At 67.0% G+C, this 21,431-nt stretch carries 12 protein-coding genes and 3 rRNA genes; 11 read left to right on the forward strand and 4 right to left on the reverse strand.

Features of this window, described 5'->3' with window-relative positions:
* Positions 1-139: 139 nt before the first annotated feature.
* The 3 genes from ABTV10_RS00880 to ABTV10_RS00890 form a co-directional block, all read right to left on the reverse strand.
* Positions 140-3,460, reverse strand: coding sequence for an arabinosyltransferase domain-containing protein (locus ABTV10_RS00880; RefSeq protein ID WP_499031936.1), 3,321 nt, complete (start codon positions 3,458-3,460; stop codon positions 140-142).
* Between the two features lie 73 nt (positions 3,461-3,533).
* On the reverse strand, positions 3,534-6,845 hold the full coding sequence (locus tag ABTV10_RS00885; protein ID WP_499031937.1) for an arabinosyltransferase domain-containing protein: 3,312 nt from the start codon (positions 6,843-6,845) through the stop codon (positions 3,534-3,536).
* A gap of 28 nt (positions 6,846-6,873) precedes the next feature.
* Positions 6,874-8,670 (reverse strand): hypothetical protein, encoded by a 1,797-nt coding sequence (locus tag ABTV10_RS00890; RefSeq protein WP_499031938.1) that lies wholly within the window; start codon positions 8,668-8,670, stop codon positions 6,874-6,876.
* 256 nt (positions 8,671-8,926) lie between these two features.
* Between ABTV10_RS00890 and ABTV10_RS00895 the strand changes: the two genes are divergently transcribed.
* From ABTV10_RS00895 to ABTV10_RS00905, 3 genes are read left to right on the forward strand one after another with little or no spacing between them, the layout of a single operon-like run.
* Positions 8,927-9,379: an SRPBCC family protein gene (locus ABTV10_RS00895; protein ID WP_499031940.1), complete on the forward strand. Its 453-nt coding sequence runs from the start codon at positions 8,927-8,929 to the stop codon at positions 9,377-9,379.
* A complete protein-coding gene (locus ABTV10_RS00900) occupies positions 9,366-9,701 on the forward strand; it encodes an ArsR/SmtB family transcription factor (protein WP_499031941.1) in 336 nt (111 codons plus the stop codon). The genes ABTV10_RS00895 and ABTV10_RS00900 overlap by 14 nt, the downstream gene beginning before the upstream one ends.
* 40 nt (positions 9,702-9,741) lie before the next feature.
* A complete protein-coding gene (locus ABTV10_RS00905) occupies positions 9,742-10,176 on the forward strand; it encodes a hypothetical protein (protein ID WP_499031943.1) in 435 nt (144 codons plus the stop codon).
* 26 nt (positions 10,177-10,202) lie between these two features.
* Here ABTV10_RS00905 and ABTV10_RS00910 read toward each other — a convergent pair whose 3' ends face one another.
* The gene (locus ABTV10_RS00910) at positions 10,203-10,487 is read right to left on the reverse strand and encodes a helix-turn-helix domain-containing protein (protein ID WP_499031944.1); all 285 of its coding nucleotides are present in this window, start codon (positions 10,485-10,487) and stop codon (positions 10,203-10,205) included.
* A 50-nt stretch (positions 10,488-10,537) separates the two neighbouring features.
* Between ABTV10_RS00910 and map the strand changes: the two genes are divergently transcribed.
* From map to ABTV10_RS00950, 8 genes are all read left to right on the forward strand, one after another.
* On the forward strand, positions 10,538-11,308 hold the full coding sequence (map, locus tag ABTV10_RS00915) for a type I methionyl aminopeptidase (RefSeq protein WP_499031946.1): 771 nt from the start codon (positions 10,538-10,540) through the stop codon (positions 11,306-11,308).
* Between the two features lie 9 nt (positions 11,309-11,317).
* On the forward strand, positions 11,318-14,125 hold the full coding sequence (locus tag ABTV10_RS00920; protein ID WP_499031948.1) for an FAD-binding and (Fe-S)-binding domain-containing protein: 2,808 nt from the start codon (positions 11,318-11,320) through the stop codon (positions 14,123-14,125).
* A 14-nt stretch (positions 14,126-14,139) separates the two neighbouring features.
* Positions 14,140-14,322 (forward strand): hypothetical protein, encoded by a 183-nt coding sequence (locus ABTV10_RS00925; protein ID WP_499031950.1) that lies wholly within the window; start codon positions 14,140-14,142, stop codon positions 14,320-14,322.
* A 5-nt stretch (positions 14,323-14,327) separates the two neighbouring features.
* Positions 14,328-14,822, forward strand: a complete 495-nt coding sequence (locus ABTV10_RS00930) for a hypothetical protein (protein ID WP_499031951.1) — start codon at positions 14,328-14,330, stop codon at positions 14,820-14,822.
* 505 nt (positions 14,823-15,327) lie between these two features.
* Positions 15,328-16,848, forward strand: a 16S ribosomal RNA gene (locus tag ABTV10_RS00935).
* Positions 16,849-17,169: 321 nt separating this feature from the next.
* Positions 17,170-20,298 (forward strand): 23S ribosomal RNA (locus tag ABTV10_RS00940).
* 120 nt (positions 20,299-20,418) lie between these two features.
* Positions 20,419-20,535: ribosomal RNA gene (gene rrf, locus ABTV10_RS00945) — 5S ribosomal RNA — on the forward strand.
* The 16S, 23S and 5S rRNA genes sit together here, the layout of an rRNA operon.
* A 263-nt stretch (positions 20,536-20,798) precedes the next feature.
* Positions 20,799-21,368: a hypothetical protein gene (locus ABTV10_RS00950; RefSeq protein WP_499031952.1), complete on the forward strand. Its 570-nt coding sequence runs from the start codon at positions 20,799-20,801 to the stop codon at positions 21,366-21,368.
* Positions 21,369-21,431 lie beyond the last annotated feature (63 nt).

Here is a 21,431-nt window from a genome sequence, read left to right on the forward strand (position 1 = left end):
GCCCCGACCTCCCCGCCAGCTGCCTCGAGCACCGACGACGTCCCGGCTTGTGGATAGCCGCGCACCCTGTGGAGAAAGCTGAAGGTCCCTTCATACGCTGACAGCGTATGAAGGGACCTTCAGCTCAAACGACGGCGAACTACGGCTCGTACACCCGCATGGTTCCCGGCGACCAGAAGCCGGACCGGTTGATCTGCTCGGTGCTGACGTCGGCGGGCTGGGCGTCAGGGTAGTACCGGTCGTACCGCTCGAGGGAGCCCCAGTCGCGTGCCCAGTCGTTCTTCAGGTACGTGGGGACGGTGGTGGCGCTGGCGAGCATTTCGGTCCAGCCGAGGGGGCCGCCGTTTTCGAGGGACTGCCAGGTGTCGGTGGAGCTGACGGCGAGGGGCCGGTCGGGCAGGATCCGGTAGTTCGGCATCTCGGCGATGCCGTTGAGGTGGTCGAAGGGACGCTGGCATGGGAACTGCAGGCCGACGGCCCAGTCGAGCAGGACGGGCTGTTCGCTGCCGACGACGCTGTTGAGCGACGCCAGCTTCGGCACGCGCGGCGGCGTGAAGGCGAACCACTGGTCGCCGGTGAGGTTGGGGTCGGCGGCGTTGATCCGCACGACGTCGGTGTCGGCGGGCAGTTCGTCGAGCGGGATCCGCAGGTTCCGCCACGACGGTGCGGGTCCGACGTCGCGGGGCAGGTAGGTGCCCTGGATGTCGACGCTGCCGTCGGGCTGGCGCTTGCCGTACTCGAGGTTGAGGGGCTGCCCGTAGGTGGGCTTGCCGGTGTCGTCGACGGACCAGATGCGGCCGGCGGCGGAGATGACGATCAGCGGGGCGTCGTCGCTGCGTTCGGGTAGCTGGTACCAGCTGGAGACGACGGATGCCTGCTGCTGGACGCCGTCCTGGTAGCTGCCGAGCACGGGGGTGTGGGCGGGGTCGAGGCCGAACGGCAGTTTGACGGTGCTGCCGTTGACGCCGAGGGCGCCCTGGCCGCCGTCGGTGCCGGAGCCGGAGCCGGTCTCGAAGGTGGGGCCGACGCTCTGGTTGTCGGTGTTGCCCATGCCGGCCTTGACTTCGACGTAGTCGGCGGTGAGGTCGGCGGGCACCCCGTTGGGGGTGAAGCCGACGGGCTTGCTGCCGGCGAGCGGGTCGTTGGGGTCGGCGAGCGGGTTTCGCGGGTCGACGACGGGGGTGAGCGCGCCGGCGTTGGCGTCCTGTTCGACGAGGACGTCCTCGGCGAGACCGCAGGTCTTGCCGGTGAGCGCTTCGATGTTGGAGCGGGCCAGCGAGTACGCCGGGTACTGCGACGCGGCGCCCTTGAGGAGCGAGAGCACCTCGAACAGCACCATCAGTCCGGCGACGAGGGTCAGCGGGGCGGCGGCGAACTTGCGGATCCGTCGACCCTTGGGGCTGCCGGCGTTCTCGGGCGGGGGTGCGTAGCCCTCACGTAGGTACTGCCACGCGATCAGCGCGAGCGCGAGACCGAACAGCATCAGGAACAGGGTGCTCGATTCCCGGCCGCCGAGGGACACGGTCTTGTCGAACCACGGGACGCCGTAGCTCGAGACGTACCAGTAGCCGTTGATGCCGGAGAACGACAGCGCGAGCACGAACAGCAGCCCGGCCAGGAAGATGGTGCGGTTGCGGCGCGAGCGCAGCGCGCTGGCGGACACGACGACGGCGGTCAGCGCGGCGAGCGATCCGGCGATGCCCGCGTACGCCCCGAAGTGGTGGGTCCACTTCGTGGGGTTGAACATCATGAAGAAGATCGTTCCGAAGACGATGCCCATCAGGCGCCACGACGGCCCGGACGCGACGCCGGGGATGCCCTTGCGGCGCAGGAACACGAACAGCACCGTGAACAGGCACAGCAGCATCGTCAGGAACGCGAAGCGGCGGGCCAGGGAGCCGTCGGTGGTCGGGACGAACAGGTAGTAGTAGCGCAGGAAGTCCTGGTACCACTCCAGGTTCGGGCCGATGATCGTGCGGACGCGGGTGGCCTCCATGACGGAGGCGAACGTCTGGTCGCCGAACACGACGACGAGGACGAGGGTGCCGGCCGCGGCGAACGGCAGCAGCTGCGACAGCGTGCCGATCTGGTGGCGGCGGCGGACGACGAGTCGGGTGAGGGGGCGCAGGCCGGCGAGCAGCGCGGCGATGCACATGAGGCCGGTCGGTGCGGCGGCGAGCGTGAACGCGCCGACGAGGGCGGCGATCGCGGCGGGCAGCAGACGGCCGGTGGCGATGGCTCGTTCGATCGAGCACCAGGTCAGCAGCGCGCCGACGGCGACGATCGGTTCGGGGCGCAGGCCGTTGTTGTAGGGCAGCCAGAACGCGAGGAACACCAGGCCGCCGGTCCACAGCGCGACCGAGTTGTGGCGCACGGCGCGACCGAGGCGCGGCACCACCTCGCGGCTGATCACCATCCAGCACAGGATCGCGGCGATCAGCGCGGGCAGGCGCATCCACGGGCTCGCGGTGGAGACCTTCGCGAACGCCGCGAGGACGTCGTAGTACCAGCCGAACGGGGCCTCGGGGACGCCGAACCAGCGGAAGTAGTTGGCCATGTAGCCGGAGTGCTCGGACGCGCGCGCCATGGTGAGCAGGTAGCCGTCGTCGGACGTGTTGGCGCCGAAGAAGTGCCAGCCGACGAGGGTGCCGACCACGACGACGTCGACGCCGGTGACCTTCCACCAGCGGGCGGGCAGGAAGCGGCGGGCTCGGCGGCCGTCGACGCTGTCGAGGCGGTGCAGCGCGACGAGGGACACGGCGGTGGCGAGCACGGCGCCGAGCATCGCGACCAGCTTGATCAGCGTCGGGGTCGACGAGAACCGCGAGTCGACGTCCATGGTGAAGCTGAGGCCGGGGACGGACTTGCCGTCGAGGTCGGTGAAGACGCCGACCACCTGCGGGCGGTAGTCGTTGAGGAGTTCACCGGCGAGCGGCTTGCCATCGTCGTTCGTCAGGCCCACGAACTCGGCGGTGGTCTTCCCGACGTCGGAGGTGATGACGATCTCCGAGCACTGCCCGAATTGGACGTCGGCACGCGGCGCCGACGCGACGATCACGTTGCGGTCGAGGACGTCGACGGACTCCTGCGAGACGCGCACGAACATCGCGTTGAGCGCGGCGCCCTCACCCTGGGCGGGTGCGGTGGCCAGCAGCATGCCGCCCTCGGCGGGCAGTTCGGCGACGGCCCGACAGGGGATGGTCGCCGACAGCGACACCGGCACCTGCGACACCAGCGGGGCCTCGATGTTGGCTGCGACGCCGTTGTCCGGCCACGACACCGTCGCCGCGGTCTGCTCGACCGGCAGGAACGGCGTCGCCAACGCGAGCAGCACACCGATCAGACCGGTCACGACGGCGGTCAACCGCGCCTTGCGGAAGTGCGTGTCGCGGGCTGTCGAAGCCGGGGGCGGGGCGCTGGCTTCGGGACCGGGCGCGGGGGCGGTTACAACGTCTGGCACGGTTGTCGATCGTAGGCGAGATGTTTCCGTTACCTAAACGAGGCCGATGGCTCTCAGCTGGTTCACAGGCAGGTCAGGCGGGCGGCGTCTCCCGGATCGGTCCGGGCGACCACAGACCCGATCGGGTGGTCTGCTCCACAGCGATCTCCGCCGGGCGCGCGGACTCGTCGATCGGCGTGAACCGCTCCAGCGAACCCCAGTCCCGACGCCAGTCGTCGGCCAGGTACGTCGGGATGGTCTGGGCGTCGAGCAGCAGCGGGGTCCAGCCGAGCGGGCCGCCGCCGATGGCGTCCTGCCACGCGTTGGTGGCCTGGGCGCCGACGCGGTCGGGCAGGATTCGGTACTCGGGCACCTCGGCGACGCCGTCGTGGTGGTCGAACGGCCGCTGGCACGGGAACGCGAGACCCACCGACCAGTCCAGCAACACCGGGGCGCTGCTGCCGACGACGGTCTGCAGCGTCTGCATGTGCGGCACGCGCGGCGGGGTCACGGCCAGCCACTGATCGGGTGCGAGTCCGGTGTCGGACGCGACCAGGCGGACGGCGTTCGCGTCGGCGGGCAGTTGATCGAGCGGCACGCGCAGGTTCCGCCACGACGGTGCCGGTCCGATGTCGATGGGCGCGACGCGGCCGTGCACGTCGACGCCGCCGTCGGCGGTGCGGGTGCCGTACTCGACCTCGAGCAGGCCGCCTTCGGTGACGAGACCGTCGGCGTCGACGGAGTGGATGCGTCCGGCGGCGGCGATCGTCAGGATCGGGGCGTCGTCGCTGCGTTCGGGCAGCCCGTACCAGCCGGTGACGAGGTCGGCGGCCTGCTGGGCTCCGCTCTGGTGGCTGCCGAGCACCGGGGTGGTCGCCGGGTCGAGCCCGAACGGCAGCGAGACGCTGCTGCCGTTGACGCCGGCGGTGGTCTCGGTGCCGCCGCTCGTGCCGGCGCCGGTGCCGGCCGTCTCCTTCTGCGAGTTGGAGTCGGTGCCCTGGTCGACGCTGTTGGCGCCGCCGGTCGCGACGTTCTCCTTGTCGGCGGTGAGGTCGCCGGCCACGCCGTTCGCCGTGAAACCGGTGGCCGCGGTCGCGCCGAATGCCCCGGCCCCGGCCTGATCGGCGGGCGGGTTCAGCAGCGTCAGCGTCGACGCGTTCGGGTCGTTCTCGACCAGGACGAAGTCGGCGAGCGCGCACGTGCTGCCGGTGATCGAGCGCAGGTTCGACTGCGCGATCGAGTAGGCGGGGTACTGCGCGACGGCGCCCTTGAGCAGCGAGAGCACCTCGAACAGCACGACGGCGGCGGCGGCGAGGGTGAGCGGCGCGGGCGACCAGCGTCGGATCCGCGCGAGGCGACCGCCGTTGCCGTTCCCGGGAGCGCGGTCCTTCTCGTACGGCTCGCGGATGTGGTACCAGGCGGCCAGCAGCAGCGCGAGCACGGTCAGCCCGAGCAGCGCGGTCGAGAAGCCCTTGCCCGCGATGGACGGCGGCTTGTCCCACCACGGGACGCCGTAGCTCGAGACGTACCACCAGCCGTTGGATCCGGTGAACGACAGCGCCAGGATGAACAGCACCCCGGCCGCGAAGAGGGTCCGGTTGCGCTTGGACCGCAGGCTGGCGCCGGCAACCGCGACGGCGGCGAGCGCGGCCACCGAGCCGGCGAGGCCCGCGTACACGCCGAAGTGGTGGGTCCACTTGGTGGGCGTGAAGCTCATGAGCAGCAGCGAGGCGAAGATGATGCCGAGGATGCGGCGGGACGGCCCGAGCGAGGTGCCGGGGATGCGGCCCCCGCGGCGCAGCATCATCATCACGCACACCACCAGGCACAGCAGCATGACGAAGACGCCGAAGCGGCGGGCCAGTGAGCCGTCGGGGGAGATGTTGAGCAGCGCGTCCCAGCGCACGCGCTCGTCGAACCACGCGACGTTGGGGCCGACGGCGGTGCGGACACGGGTGGCCTCGAGGACCGACGCGAGGGTCTGGTCGGCGAACACCGCGATCAGCACGACGGTGCCGGACGCGAGGATCGGTGCGACCTGCCCGACGACGCCGACCTTCCGGCTGCGGCGCACCACGGTCTGCACGATCGACCGGGCACCGGCGATGAGCGCGGCGATGGTGATCATGCCGGACGGGCCGGCGGCCAGGGAGAACGCGGCGATCAGCACGGCGAACGCGGCGGGCAGCACCCGCCCGGTGGCGACGGCCCGTTCGATCGAGCACCACGTCAGCAGCGCGCCCAGGGCGATGATCGGTTCGGGGCGCAGGCCGTTGTTGAACGGCAGCCAGAACGCGAGAAACACCAGTCCGGCGGTCCACATGGCGACGTTGCTGCGGCGCACCGCCGTGCCCAGCCGGGGGATCACCTCGCGGCTGATGATCATCCAGCAGAGGATGCCGGCGATGAGCGCGGGCAGGCGCATCCACATGCTCGCGGTGCTCACCTTCGCGAACAGCACCAGCACGTCGTAGTACCAGCCGAACGGGGCCTCGGGCACGCCGAACCAGCGGAAGTAGTTGGCCATGTAGCCGGCGTGCTCGGAGACGCGGGCCATGTTGAGCAGGTAGCCGTCGTCGGACGTGTTGGCGCCGATGACGTGCCACACCAGCAGGCCGCCGATCACGACGGCGTCGATCCCGGTGAACTTCCACCAGCGGGCGGGCAGGAAGCGGCGGGCCCGGCGGCCGTCGACGCTGTCGAGGCGGTGCAGCGCGACCAGCGACACGATCGTCGCGAGGACGGCGACGATCATCGCGACCAGCTTGATCAGGGTGGGGGTCGAAGAGAACCGGGAGTCGAGGTCGGCGCGCACGTCCAGGCCCGGCGGCGGGGTGCCCTGCAGGTCGGAGAAGATGCCGACCATCTGCGGCCGGACGTCGCCGGAGATCGTGGTGGCCTGCTGGTCGGCGAGTCCGGTGACGGCCGCGGTGGTGCCCTGCGCGTCCGACGTCACCACGATCTCGGAGCAGCCCTGCAGGTCGCTCAGCGGCAGCGACAGCAGCGCGGTGTCGCGCAGGATCGCCCGCAGCCGCGCGGGTTCGGTGTCGGACGCCGCGTCGACCTTGATGACCAGGCCGTCGGCCTCGGCGCGCCCGGCCTGCGGGGGAGCGGTCGCGACGAGCGCACCGCCCTGGCCGGCGAGCTGCCCGACGGCCGCGCACGGGATCGTCACGTGCAGCTGCTGCGGGGTGTACGACACGAGCGGTGCCTCGACGCTGGTGAGGCTGCCGTTCTGCGGCCAGCTCACCGATGCCGCGTCCTGCTTCACCGGCAGGAACGGTGTCGCGATCGCGAGGATCACGCCGAGCAGGCCGCTGACGATGGCGACGAGGCGGGCGATCCGCACGTCCTTCGCGGAGGCGCGTTCGGTGGCCGGGGCTGGGGCTGTCAGGACGTCGGGCACGTTCATCGACTCTAGGTGAGCGGCCCGGTCAGGTCAGATCTCGCACGTCCCACACCCAGACGCCGTCGACGCGGCGGCCGGGGTCGCCGAGGAGTTGCTCGACGGTGGCGCGGAGCACCTGGTCGTTCTTGCCGGGCGGCAGCACGACCACGTCGGCGTTCCAGAATCTGAGGTCCTCGAGCGCGGTGGCGCGGGTGGCGTCGTCGATGGTCGGCATCTCGCCGGTGTTCTGTGTCTTGCCGAGCAGCATCGCGGTCGGGCGGTCGTCGGGGCCGTACTTGCCCTTGTCCTCGGGTCCGGCGGGGCCGACGAAGTAGCCGCCGGCGATCGGGTAGCCGAAGTTCTGCTGGACCTGCCACTGCAGTGCCTTGGCGTCCTCGGGGCGCGGCAGCGGGACCGTGACGACGGACCCGTCGGACACGTAGGAGCGCCAGGTTCCGTCGGCGAAGAATGCGGGCACCGGTGCGCGGTGTGCGACGGGCGCGGGCGCGGGGGCCAGCGGCAGCAGCGAGACGGCGAGCCAGCCCAGCCACAACAGTGTCGTCGACCGCTGTCCGACGCGGCCGGCCGCGATCGCCCGGTCGGTGCCGAGTGCCAGCAGGATCGCGATGGCCGGGATGCAGCCCATCGCGAAGCGGGACTCGAGCACGGATTCGAGCAGCGGCAGCTTCGCGAACCACGACCACGGCAGGGCGATGCCGGTGTCGTTGTGCGCGACGGTCAGCTCGACGCCCAGAGAAAGCACAGCCATCACGGCGACGGTCGCCGCGGCGGCGCGGGCCAGGCGTACCCGCCACAGCCACACCGCGGTCATCGCGACCAGCAGCAGTAGCGGCCAGCCGAAGAAGGCGTTCTCCTCGGTGGCGTTCATGGACAGACCCACCGCGGATCCCGGATCGCCGGCGAGGGACTGGGAGGGGAAGCGGGTGAAGGCGTTGGCGTCGTTGCCGACCGGGCCGTGCTCGATCGAGTGGTAGCTCTGCGGCCCGAAGAACTGCCACCACAGCGGCACCGCGACGATCGCGAGCGCGACGACGCCGGCAACGCACAGCCCCGTGAACCCGCGCCTGGCGGCGGCGATCGCGTCGCTGGGCCGTGATGCTCCGTAGGCGATCCCGAATATCGCGAACGCGATCGAGTAGATCAGCAGGGGCTCTTCGCCGAGGAAGATCTGGTAGGCGACGGCCAGTCCGAGCATCACGCCGTTGCGGACGGGCCGCTCGCCGCTGCCGAGGCGGATCACCAGCAGCGCGATGAACGGCAGCAGGTACAGCGCCACGAAGTTGGGGTGGCCGTTGGTGTGCGAGATCATCGCCGGCGCGAAGCCGCAGAACAGGCCGCCCACCGCGGCCGCGAGCTTCGACGTGACGATGTGCCGGGACAGCACCCAGTACCACGCGGTCGCGGTGCCGGACAGGCCGAGCGTGAGCGCGAGCGTGAACGTGACGGTGGGGCCGAACAGCAGCGTGATCGGTGCGAGCGGGATGCTCACGCCGAACATCGCGGTGTTGGCCATGAGGTTCACGCCCAGCGGATAGTTCTGCAGCGTGCTCGAGAGCGGGCTCTCGAAGTTGGCGAGCGAGTGGGCGGTGACCGCGAAGAACCACTCCCACATCGTCTGGTCCTGGCCGCTGGTGACGAGGTAGCCGTCGCCGAGGTGCTTCCACTGGCGGCCGAGCACGAACACCGCGAGCGCGACGAACGCCGTGGTGGCGACGACATCGGCGGGGGTGATCCGTAGTCGCCGCGCCCGGGTGGGCGCGGCGGTTGTCGTGGTGGTTGCGGCCGCGGTGTCCCCGTCGACCAGGTGCAGGGTCTCGCTCACGCATGCCCCTTCCGTCGCTGGACGGTGGGGCGTGGCGCCGCGCAGCCGTCGGTTGGCCGGACGCGAGAATACCGCAGCTAGCTGGGGGCTATCTGTGCGAAGTTGCCGTCTTGGAATGCCGAGCGGACATTGCGGACAAGGCGGCGGAGCCGCGCGGGCCCGTCTCACCGATATGCAACTCGGGGGTTGCATCAAGTGGCCCAACCTGCAATTCTGAAGTTGCAGGTAGTTCTCGACGCACGAAGGGATGGAACTGATGGACGTCTTCGATCGAATCGAACGGGAGATCGCGATCGATGCTCCGGCCGCGCGAGTGTGGAAGCTCGTGAGCGAGCCGGGCTGGTATGTCAACGACGAGCAGATCGTGCCGCACCGCATCGAGCGCCGCGGCGACCTGGACGTCGTGCACGACCCCACCCACGGCGCGTTCGCGTTCGCGACGGTGGAGCTGGACGAACCCCGCTACGCGGCCTTCCGGTGGCTCACCGACGCCGATGCGCCAGGCGGGCCGTCGACGTTGGTGGAGTTCCGGATCGAGGAGACCTCACCGACGAGCGTCGTTCTGACGGTCATCGAAAGCGGCTTCGCGTCGCTGCCCGGGAGCGCGCAGGCGCGGCGCAGCCGGTACGACGACCACGTCGAGGGCTGGCGGATCGAGATGGCGCTCGCGAAGCGGCATGCGGAGGAGGCGGTCGATGCGGTCGGGTGAATCCCTCGACCCGCCGGTGGTCTTCGCGGCCCTCGCCGACGACACCCGCTGGGGCATCCTGCTCCGGCTCGGGCGGTCGTCGGCGTCGGCGTCCGCGCTCGCGCGGGAACTGCCGGTCTCGCGGCAGGCGATCGCGAAGCACCTGGCGGTACTGCAGGAGGTGGGACTCGTGGAGGCCGAACGGGACGGCCGGGAGGTGCGGTTCGTCGCCGTCGGTGCGCGGTTGAGCGAGGCGGCCGGTCAGCTCGAGCGGATCGCCGCCGGGTGGGATCGTCGCCTGGGGCGGATCAAGATGGGCGCCGAGGCGCCCGAGCTCGACTGAGGTCCCGGAGCGCATGCGGTGGGGCAGTAGCGTCGCCCGCATGGGTAGTGGCTTTCCTGTTCTGCGCTTGTATCGGAGCCTGGCGACCGGGGTGGCGGCATCACACATCCTCTGCTGTGTCCGCCATCCCGGCTACCGGGGGTGGTCGGGGGAAGAGGAAGCGGAAGCGGGACGGCAGCTGGAGCGGGCGGTCGAAGCCATGCTGGTCCGATCGGCGATCGATCCTTCGGCGCTGACGGTGATCGGTGAGCAGCAGGGGTATCCGGTCGGTGATCAGCTGTTCGGAGAGCAGGTGCCCGAGCGTGCGATGGTCTCGTACGCCTTCCTGCGTTCCGGCGGCCCCTGGATTGTGCTCGGGCTGGACGTGACGCCGGACGATTTCTGGGGCGAGGTGGCGGAGGACGAGGATCTGCGCGCGCTGGACCCGGTCCCGCCGCTGACGACGGTGCCTGTCACGGTGCTCACGGAACTCTGACGGCCGCGGCTGCACCGAGGATGTCGTCAGGAGGCGCGGCGGGGTGCCCGATCCGGGTTGTCGTCGAGTGCGACATCCAGCGTCGCGGCGATGCGGTCGAGGGAGATGTCGAGGACGCGCGCGACGGCGGCGATCGTGAAGAACGCCGGCGTCGCGATGCGCCCGGTCTCGATCTTGCGGAGGGTCTCCACGGAGATCCCCGCATCGAGGGCGACCTGAACCATGCTCGTCTTGCCCCGCGCCGATCGCAGCAGCTCACCGAGCCGCTGCCCACGCTCGAGTTCCTCCGCTGTCAGCGGCACACGCACCATGATGCCTATAGTAATACCGGTATAGTTATTCGAACCGGAAGGTGTCAGTCGTGGTCGAACTCAAGACCGAATCGGAGATCCACGCGATGCGGGCGGCAGGGCGGGTCGTCGCCGACGCGCTCGCTGCGGTGCGCGCGCACGCGACGGTGGGCGTGAGCCTGCGCGAGCTCGACGCCGTCGCCGCGCACACCATCGCCGAGGCTGGTGCGCGCCCGGTGTTCCTGAACTACCGCCCGCATTCGGCGCCGTACCCGTTCCCGGGCGTCATCTGTGCCTCCGTCAACGATGCTGTCGCGCACGGCATCCCGTCGAACTACCGGCTGCGCGACGGCGATCTGGTGAGCATCGACGGCGGCGCGACGCTCGACGGCTGGTGCGGCGACGCGGCGATCAGTTTCGTCGTCGGCGCCTCCGCGCCCGCGGACGACGCGTTGATCGCCTCCACCGACGAGGCGCTCCGCCGCGGCATCGCCGCCGCGCAGCCCGGAAACCGCTTGGGCGACATCGGCGCCGCGATCGGGAAGTACGTCCGGAGTCTCGGCTACGGACTGCTCGCCGATCACGGTGGCCACGGCATCGGGCGCGTCATGCACGAGGACCCGCACGTCCCGAACGAGGCCCGCGCCGGCAAGGGGATGCGGTTGCGTCCCGGCCTCGTGCTCGCGATCGAACCGATGCTCATCGCCGACGGCAGCGACGACTACCGGCACGACGCCGACGGCTGGACGTTGCGCACCGTGACCGGCGCCCGCGCGGCGCACAGCGAGCACACCATCGCGATCACGGACGACGGCCCGGTGGTGCTCACGGCGCGGCACTAGGCTGCACGTATGCCGGACTGGACGCCGATCTCCGACGCGCTGCGCCGCGCCGGGGTGCGTGACGTCCGGGACGACGGGACCACGCGGGCGATGTATTCGTCGGACGCGTCGCTGTACCGAGTGCCGCCGACGGCCGTGGTGTTCCCGCGCGCGGTGGACGAGGTCGCGGCGGTGCTCGACGTCTGCCGCGCGGAGGGTGTCCCGGTCACGGCGCGCGGTGCGGGGACGTCGGTCGCGGGGAATGCGGTGGGCGCGGGCGTGGTCCTGGACTTCAGTCGTCACCTCGGTCGGGTGCGCGAGGTCGATCCCGAGGCTCGGACGGCGGTCGTGGAACCGGGCGTGGTGCAGGCGACTCTGCAGCGGGTCGCGGCCCCGCACGGCCTGCGGTTCGGTCCCGACCCGTCGACGCACAACCGCTGCACCATCGGCGGGATGATCGGTAACAACGCTTGCGGGGCAAGAACTCTCGGGTACGGACGCACGTCCGACAACGTCGTCGGGCTCGACATCGTCACCGGCACGGGGGAGACGCTGTCGCTTCCCGTCGCGTCGAGTACCCCGGTCCTCGATCGTCTGCGCGACGTCACGCGCACCGGATTGGCCACCATTCGAACGGAATTCGGCCGCTTCGGGCGTCAGGCCTCCGGGTACGCGCTCGAACACCTGCTGCCGGAGAACGGTTTCGACGCCCTCCGGTTCCTCGTCGGCAGCGAGGGCACCCTCGGGATCGTCACGCAGGCCACGGTGAATCTGGTGCGGGATCCGGCGCACCGGGTGCTGGTCGCGCTCGGCTACGGCGACATCGCCGCCGCCGGCGACGACGCCAAGGCCGTCCTCGGCTTCCGTCCCACCGCGTGCGAGGGCATCGACTCGCGTCTGGTCGACGTCGTCCGCGAACGCCGCGGCCCGCAGGCGGTGCCGCCGCTGCCGCGCGGGGCGGCGTGGCTGTTCGTGGAAATCGCGGGCGAGTCGCGCGACGAGGTGCTCGACCGGGCTGGTGCCCTGGCGAAGGGATGCGGTGCGATCGACGCGCTCGTCGTCGGGGACCCGGCGCGGGCGGCGGCGCTGTGGCGGATCCGGGAGGACGGTGCCGGGCTCGCGGGCCGCAGCCCCGTCGGCCGGCCTGCCTACGCGGGATGGGAGGACGCGGCCGTCCCGCCCGACCGGATGGGTCCCTACCTGCGCGACTTCGACGTCCTGCTCACCGACTTCGGCATCACCGGCCTGCCGTACGGCCATTTCGCCGACGGCTGCCTGCACATCCGCCTCGATCTGCCGCTGGACCGGCCCGACGGCTCGGCCGTCTTCCGGCGCTTCCTCACCGCCGCCGCGGAACTGGTCGCCCGCTACGACGGGTCGCTGTCCGGCGAGCACGGCGACGGCCGCGCTCGCAGCGAACTGCTGCCGATCATGTACTCGCCCGACGCGCTGCGGCTGTTCGGCGCCGTCAAGCACGTCTTCGACCCCGACAATGTGCTCAATCCCGGCGTCCTGGTCGACCCGAGGCCCGCCGACGCCGATCTGCGCGTCCCGCAGACGTTGCCGCTGCGCAGGAACCTGGCGCTCGCGTACCGCGACGACGACGGCGATTTCGCGCAGGCCGTGCACCGGTGCACGGGCGTCGGGAAGTGCCGCGCCGACACCACCGGCGCCGGCGGCGTCATGTGTCCCTCCTATATGGCGACGCGGGAGGAGAAGGACTCGACACGGGGACGTGCCCGCGTCCTGCAGGAAATGGTCAACGGCGGCCTCGTGAGGGAGGGCTGGCGCTCGCCCGAGGTGCACGACGCCCTCGAGCTGTGCCTGTCCTGCAAGGGCTGCGCGTCGGACTGTCCCACCGGCGTCGACATGGCCTCCTACAAGTCGGAGGTCCTGCACCAGAGTTATCGGAAGCGGCTACGTCCGGTCTCGCACTATTCGCTGGGGTGGCTGCCGCGGTGGGCGGCGATCGCCGGGCGGGCGCCGCGGCTGGTCAACGCCGTGACCGGACTCCCGGGTGTCGCGGCGGCCGCGTTGACGCTGGGAGGAGCCGATCGACGACGCCACGTCCCGCAGTTCGCCACCACGTCCTTCCGGCGTTGGTTCGCGTCGACGGCCGCCGAGCGCCGCACGACCGGCGACCCGGTCGTCCTGTTCGTCGACACGTTCACCGACCACTTCACGCCCGAGGTCGGTATCGCGACGGTCCGGGTACTCGAGGACGCCGGATTCCGCCCGCGCCTCACCCCAGAGCGGCAGTGCTGCGGTTTGACGTGGATCACCACCGGTCAGCTCGACGCCGCCCGCCGCATCCTCGGTCGCACCGTGACGGCCCTGGCCGACGAGGGCGTGCCGATCGTGGGGATGGAACCGTCGTGCACGGCCGTGCTCCGCGCCGACGGCCCCGAGCTGCTCGGCACCGACGCCGCGAGGGTGGTCGCCGAGTCCGCCCGCACCCTCGCCGAACTGCTCGCCGACCGCGACGGCTGGAACCCGCCGGACCTCTCTGGTACCACTGTCGTCGCGCAGCCGCACTGTCACCACCACGCAGTGATGGGCTGGGGAGCGGACGAGGCGCTGCTGCACCGGGCGGGCGCCACGGTGCAGCGCCTCGGAGGGTGTTGCGGGCTCGCGGGGAACTTCGGTGTGGAGAAGGGCCACTACGAGGTGTCTGTCGCTGTCGCCGAGCACCAGCTGCTGCCGGCGGTGGCGCGGGCGCAGCCCGGGACCGTGGTCCTGGCGGACGGCTACTCGTGTCGGACGCAGATCACCGACCTGACCCGACGTGAGGGCATTCACCTGGCCCAACTCCTGGCCGATCAGGGAAAACGGGGCTGAGGCACAATCCAGCCATGGTCACCACACCGGTCCTCGTCACGATCATCTCCGTCTGTGTCGGATTCGTACTGTTCGTCCTGGCGGCGAGCGGCGCGCGCGGGCAGTGGGACAAGCGCCTGGTGATCGGACTGCTGGTCGCGGCCGTCCTGTGCCTAACGGCCGTGCCGCTGTCGGTCGCCCTGAGCGCGGCGGTGTGATGCGCATGCGTAGAGGAGGCGACTGGCCCGCCGAGTGGCCGACGACCGCACGCCAGATCGCCGTAGCGACCGACGACGCGATCACCGCGGCCCGCTCCGGTTCGCGCGAGCAGTTGGCCGAGGTTGTGGAGGACATGGTCGCGCTGCCCTTCGAGCAGGTGTCGATCGTCCACGCCGGAGTGGTGCGGGCGCTGCTCGAGGACCTGCACCCCGACGGCTTCTCCGGCGACGACATCCAAGGTGCGCTGACGCGGGTCGCCGGCGCCGCGCTCGCCTGGCTTCCCGACCTCGATGTCACGGCGCTGGCCGCGGTCCTCACCGGTTCGCTCGGTCTCCCGGAGATGAGCGAGGACGCCCAGAAGATCGGCCAGGCGGACTATCTCCGGAGCGCGGTCCTGGTGATGGCGGATCTGCTCGCGTCCGCCGACGTCGTGGCCGACGGGTACATCCGGGCGGCGATCGGGGAGATTGCGCGGGCCGAGACCGTCGAGATGCCGTAGGACGATCTCCGGGCACCGAGTGTTCACCAGGTACGCCCCCTGCAGGCCTCTGACCAAGCGATTTGGCGATCCACGCAAGGTTCGCGTAACTTAATCCGGGTCAGAGCGACACGGACACCGACCCGGCCGCGACCTTCACCGGTCAGCGAGGGAAAACGAGGTTGTACGGGGAGCGCCTGGCGAATCTGCTGAAACTCTCTCCGGGGATCGGATTTGCGTCCGGTGCCGGTAGGGGTTAGGCTGGAACGGTTGCCCCGGAACGAGGAACTGCATGGTTTCGAGTGATGGTGTGCGCGTGTTCTTTGAGAACTCAACAGTGTGTCGATGAATGTCAGTGCCAAATATTTTGGTACTCCACGCCATCATTTTTGGTGGGGTGGGTATTTGCTGATCGTCTCATTCTTCCGTCTGGGGCGGTCAGTGCAAGCTAGTTTGAGTTTTTTTGCTAGTGATTTGACTCGATGTCTATGGCTGATTGCCGGTTTTGCCGGCCAATCTAGAGTCTTCAACGGAGAGTTTGATCCTGGCTCAGGACGAACGCTGGCGGCGTGCTTAACACATGCAAGTCGAGCGGTAAGGCCCTTTCGGGGGTACACGAGCGGCGAACGGGTGAGTAACACGTGGGTGATCTGCCCTGCACTCTGGGATAAGCCTGGGAAACTGGGTCTAATACCGGATATGAGCTCCTGTCGCATGGCGGGGGTTGGAAAGGTTTACTGGTGCAGGATGGGCCCGCGGCCTATCAGCTTGTTGGTGGGGTAATGGCCTACCAAGGCGACGACGGGTAGCCGGCCTGAGAGGGCGACCGGCCACACTGGGACTGAGACACGGCCCAGACTCCTACGGGAGGCAGCAGTGGGGAATATTGCACAATGGGCGAAAGCCTGATGCAGCGACGCCGCGTGAGGGATGACGGCCTTCGGGTTGTAAACCTCTTTCAGCAGGGACGAAGCGCAAGTGACGGTACCTGCAGAAGAAGCACCGGCCAACTACGTGCCAGCAGCCGCGGTAATACGTAGGGTGCGAGCGTTGTCCGGAATTACTGGGCGTAAAGAGCTCGTAGGCGGTTTGTCGCGTCGTCTGTGAAAACCCGCAGCTCAACTGCGGGCTTGCAGGCGATACGGGCAGACTTGAGTACTGCAGGGGAGACTGGAATTCCTGGTGTAGCGGTGAAATGCGCAGATATCAGGAGGAACACCGGTGGCGAAGGCGGGTCTCTGGGCAGTAACTGACGCTGAGGAGCGAAAGCGTGGGTAGCGAACAGGATTAGATACCCTGGTAGTCCACGCCGTAAACGGTGGGCGCTAGGTGTGGGTTTCCTTCCACGGGATCCGTGCCGTAGCTAACGCATTAAGCGCCCCGCCTGGGGAGTACGGCCGCAAGGCTAAAACTCAAAGGAATTGACGGGGGCCCGCACAAGCGGCGGAGCATGTGGATTAATTCGATGCAACGCGAAGAACCTTACCTGGGTTTGACATATACCGGAAACGCCTAGAGATAGGTGCCCCCTTGTGGTCGGTATACAGGTGGTGCATGGCTGTCGTCAGCTCGTGTCGTGAGATGTTGGGTTAAGTCCCGCAACGAGCGCAACCCTTGTCCTGTGTTGCCAGCGCGTAATGGCGGGGACTCGCAGGAGACTGCCGGGGTCAACTCGGAGGAAGGTGGGGATGACGTCAAGTCATCATGCCCCTTATGTCCAGGGCTTCACACATGCTACAATGGCCGGTACAGAGGGCTGCGATACCGTGAGGTGGAGCGAATCCCTTAAAGCCGGTCTCAGTTCGGATCGGGGTCTGCAACTCGACCCCGTGAAGTCGGAGTCGCTAGTAATCGCAGATCAGCAACGCTGCGGTGAATACGTTCCCGGGCCTTGTACACACCGCCCGTCACGTCATGAAAGTCGGTAACACCCGAAGCCGGTGGCCTAACCCCTCGTGGGAGGGAGCCGTCGAAGGTGGGATCGGCGATTGGGACGAAGTCGTAACAAGGTAGCCGTACCGGAAGGTGCGGCTGGATCACCTCCTTTCTAAGGAGCATCTCCTGACTCGGACTCACACACAGGTGTGAGGGGAGCAGGCAGAGCCATTTCGGATTCACACGTAATCCGGTGGTGCTCATGGGTGGAACACTGACTACCTCATCCACGGTTCAGCGGGTCACATGGCCGGCTGGTGGGTGATATATCGGCGCACTGTTGGGTCCTGAGGGAACACGCGAGTGATCTTTCATGGAAGAAACGACAGCATCTGGGTGTGGTCATACCGCGGGGTTCGCTCCGGCTGGTGCCACGGGATATCTGGGTGTTGTGTGTTGTTTGAGAACTGCACAGTGGACGCGAGCATCTTTGTTGTAAGTGTTTAAGAGCGTACGGTGGATGCCTTGGCACCAGGAGCCGATGAAGGACGTAGGAGGCTGCGATAAGCCTCGGGGAGCTGTCAACCGAGCTGAGATCCGAGGATGTCCGAATGGGGAAACCCAGCCACAGTGATGTGTGGTTACCCGCGCCTGAATATATAGGGCGTGTGGAGGGAACGTGGGGAAGTGAAACATCTCAGTACCCACAGGAAGAGAAAACAACATGTGATTCCGTGAGTAGTGGCGAGCGAAAGCGGATGAGGCTAAACCATGGGTGTGTGATAGCCGGCGGGCGTTGCATTCGTGGGGTTGTGGGATCCGTCTTGTCAATTCTGCCGGATTGGCCGACAGTAAGAAATCATCGTGTTAGTCGAAGTGGTCTGGAACGGCCTGTCGTAGAGGGTGAGAGTCCCGTAGACGAAAACATGGTGACTGTCGTGGCGGACACCCGAGTAGCAGCGGGCCCGTGAAATCTGCTGTGAATCTGTCGGGACCACCCGATAAGCCTGAATACTCCCTGGTGACCGATAGCGGACTAGTACCGTGAGGGAAAGGTGAAAAGTACCCCGGGAGGGGAGTGAAATAGTACCTGAAACCGTGCGCTTACAATCCGTCAGAGCCTGCGCCACTTCGGTGGGTGGGTGATGGCGTGCCTTTTGAAGAATGAGCCTGCGAGTTAGCGGCATGTCGCGAGGTTAACCCGTGTGGGGTAGCCGTAGCGAAAGCGAGTCCGAATAGGGCGTTCGAGTGGCATGTTCTAGACCCGAAGCGGAGTGATCTACCCATGGCCAGGGTGAAGCGACGGTAAGACGTCGTGGAGGCCCGAACCCACTTAGGTTGAAAACTGAGGGGATGAGCTGTGGGTAGGGGTGAAAGGCCAATCAAACTCCGTGATAGCTGGTTCTCCCCGAAATGCATTTAGGTGCAGCGTCGTGTGTTTCACTCTGGAGGTAGAGCTACTGGATGGCCGATGGGCCCCACAAGGTTACTGACGTCAGCCAAACTCCGAATGCCAGAGTGTGAGAGCACGGCAGTGAGACTGCGGGGGATAAGCTTCGTAGTCGAGAGGGAAACAGCCCAGATCGCCGGCTAAGGCCCCTAAGCGTGTACTAAGTGGAAAAGGATGTGGGGTCGCGAAGACAACCAGGAGGTTGGCTTAGAAGCAGCCACCCTTGAAAGAGTGCGTAATAGCTCACTGGTCAAGTGATCCTGCGCCGACAATGTAGCGGGGCTCAAGTACACCGCCGAAGCCGCGGCATTCACATAACACCCCGGATGGTTTACGGATCGTCCGGCAGTGGTGTGGATGGGTAGGGGAGCGTCGTGCAGCCATGGAAGCGGCAGTGTGAACTAGTCGTGGAGGCTGCACGAGTGAGAATGCAGGCATGAGTAGCGAAAGACGAGTGAGAAACTCGTCCGCCGAATGACCAAGGGTTCCTGGGCCAGGTTAATCCGCCCAGGGTGAGTCGGGACCTAAGGCGAGGCCGACAGGCGTAGTCGATGGACAACGGGTTGATATTCCCGTACCCGTGTGAACGCGCCCCTGGTGAATCAGTGATGCTAAGCGCCCTGAAGCCGGCCGTTGTCCTTCGGGACTGTGGTTGGTGGATGCGCGTGAACCGATCTGGTAGTAGCCAAGCGATGGGGTGACGCAGGAAGGTAGCTGAGCCAGTCAGTGGTAATACTGGTGTAAGCGTGTAGGGCGTGGCCTAGGCAAATCCGGGTCACATACAGCCTGAGACGTGATGCGTAGCCGATTGAGGCGAATTCAGTGATCCTATGCTGCCGAGAAAAGCCTCTAGCGAGCTTTCACACGGCCCGTACCCCAAACCGACACAGGTGGTCAGGTAGAGAATACTAAGGCGATCGAGATAACTGTGGTTAAGGAACTCGGCAAAATGCCCCCGTAACTTCGGGAGAAGGGGGGCCTCTGCCGGTGACCGGACTTGCTCCGTGAGCTGGTGGGGGCCGCAGAGACCAGAGAGAAGCGACTGTTTACTAAAAACACAGGTCCGTGCGAAGTCGTAAGACGATGTATACGGACTGACGCCTGCCCGGTGCTGGAAGGTTAAGAGGACCGGTTAGCCAGTAATGGCGAAGCTGAGAATTTAAGCCCCAGTAAACGGCGGTGGTAACTATAACCATCCTAAGGTAGCGAAATTCCTTGTCGGGTAAGTTCCGACCTGCACGAATGGCGTAACGACTTCTCTGCTGTCTCAACCACAGACTCGGCGAAATTGCATTACGAGTAAAGATGCTCGTTACGCGCGGCAGGACGAAAAGACCCCGGGACCTTCACTATAGCTTGGTATTGGTGTTCGGTTCGGTTTGTGTAGGATAGGTGGGAGACTGTGAAGCGGGCACGCCAGTGTTCGTGGAGTCGTTGTTGAAATACCACTCTGATCGTATTGGACATCTAACCTCGGACCATGATCTGGTTCAGGGACAGTGCCTGGTGGGTAGTTTAACTGGGGCGGTTGCCTCCCAAAATGTAACGGAGGCGCCCAAAGGTTCCCTCAGCCTGGTTGGCAATCAGGTGTCGAGTGCAAGTGCACAAGGGAGCTTGACTGTGAGACTGACAGGTCGAGCAGGGACGAAAGTCGGGACTAGTGATCCGGCACCGGCAAGTGGAAGCGGTGTCGCTCAACGGATAAAAGGTACCCCGGGGATAACAGGCTGATCTTCCCCAAGAGTCCATATCGACGGGATGGTTTGGCACCTCGATGTCGGCTCGTCGCATCCTGGGGCTGGAGTAGGTCCCAAGGGTTGGGCTGTTCGCCCATTAAAGCGGCACGCGAGCTGGGTTTAGAACGTCGTGAGACAGTTCGGTCTCTATCCGCCGCGCGCGTTAGAAACTTGAGGAAGGCTGTCCCTAGTACGAGAGGACCGGGACGGACGAACCTCTGGTGTGCCAGTTGTTCCGCCAGGAGCACTGCTGGTTAGCTACGTTCGGAAGGGATAACCGCTGAAAGCATCTAAGCGGGAAGCCTGTTCCAAGATGAGGTTTCTCACCCCCTCGAGGGGGTAAGGCCCCCGGCAGACCACCGGGTTGATAGGCCAGAACTGGAAGCACAGTAATGTGTGGAGGTGACTGGTACTAATAGGCCGAGGACTTACCACAAAGAAGCTACGCGTCCACTGTGCGGTATCTGAAACAACACACAGAAACCATTCACCCCCAACACAATCCTCCGGGTTGTGGTTCGGGCGGGGGAATGATGGTGTGACAGTTTCATAGAGTTACGGCGGCCATAGCGGAGGGGAAACGCCCGGTCCCATTCCGAACCCGGAAGCTAAGCCCTCCAGCGCCGATGGTACTGCACTCGACAGGGTGTGGGAGAGTAGGACACCGCCGAACATCTTTTCCCGAAGGCCCCCACCAATTACTGGTGGGGGCCTTCGGCGTATCCGCATGTCTTTGAACCCGATTCATAGATCGCGTTCCGGAAAGCGTCGGCCGGCGCCGTAGGTGAGTGATCGAATGTCATCTCCGCTGACGTGATCGACGTCCTGGACCCGATGCCGCGGCTCGTTCCTGCCGGCGAGACGGGGGTGGACGTCCGACTTTCGTGCTGTGGCGCGACGGCACGGTGCGTCTGCTCGACGACAGGCTCTCCGAGATTGCTCTCCGAGAATTCGCAGCGAGGGCTCCCGCTGGCGGATGACGTCTGCCTCCTTGCGACGTCCAGCCTCGATCAGCTCGTACTCGCCTTCGCCGGCGGGCGCGTCATCGTCGGCGCGGAAGTGGTCACCGTCCGTCCCGGGGCTGTCCGCCGGCGCGGCGGCGCTCTTGGTCGTCTACTCGTCGTCGCGGTCCCGGACGGCGAGAGGCACCGGCTGCTCGTGCTCGATTCTGCGACCGGGGCGATCCTGGACGAACGGGTAGTGGACGCGGGTTTCAGTCCCTCGGGCACCAGACTGCTCGTCACCCCGTACCCGAGCGATCCGGAGACCGTACGGATGCTGTCGTGGCCGGATCTGAAGGAGATCGCAGTGCTCGACTCGAGTGACTTCGATTCCGCGTACGGTTTCGGGCTCGCTGGATGCTGGATCAACGACGACCGTGTTGCCGTTTACGCGACCGAGGACGCCTTTATCGTCTCCGACGCGCACTTCTCAGCGGATCGCTTTGCCGATCGGCTTCGGCGACGAAGGAGAGATCGAGAGCCTCACGCGTCTGAGTTCCGGTGACATCGCTGTCGGTGCGTGGACGCCAACCGGTCGGCTCACCTTGGTCGTGCGCATCATCGAAGG

It is taken from the genome of Paraburkholderia sp. RHO2 (assembly GCF_050955445.1).
GTDB classification, from domain to species: Bacteria; Actinomycetota; Actinomycetes; order Mycobacteriales; family Mycobacteriaceae; genus Prescottella; species Prescottella agglutinans_A.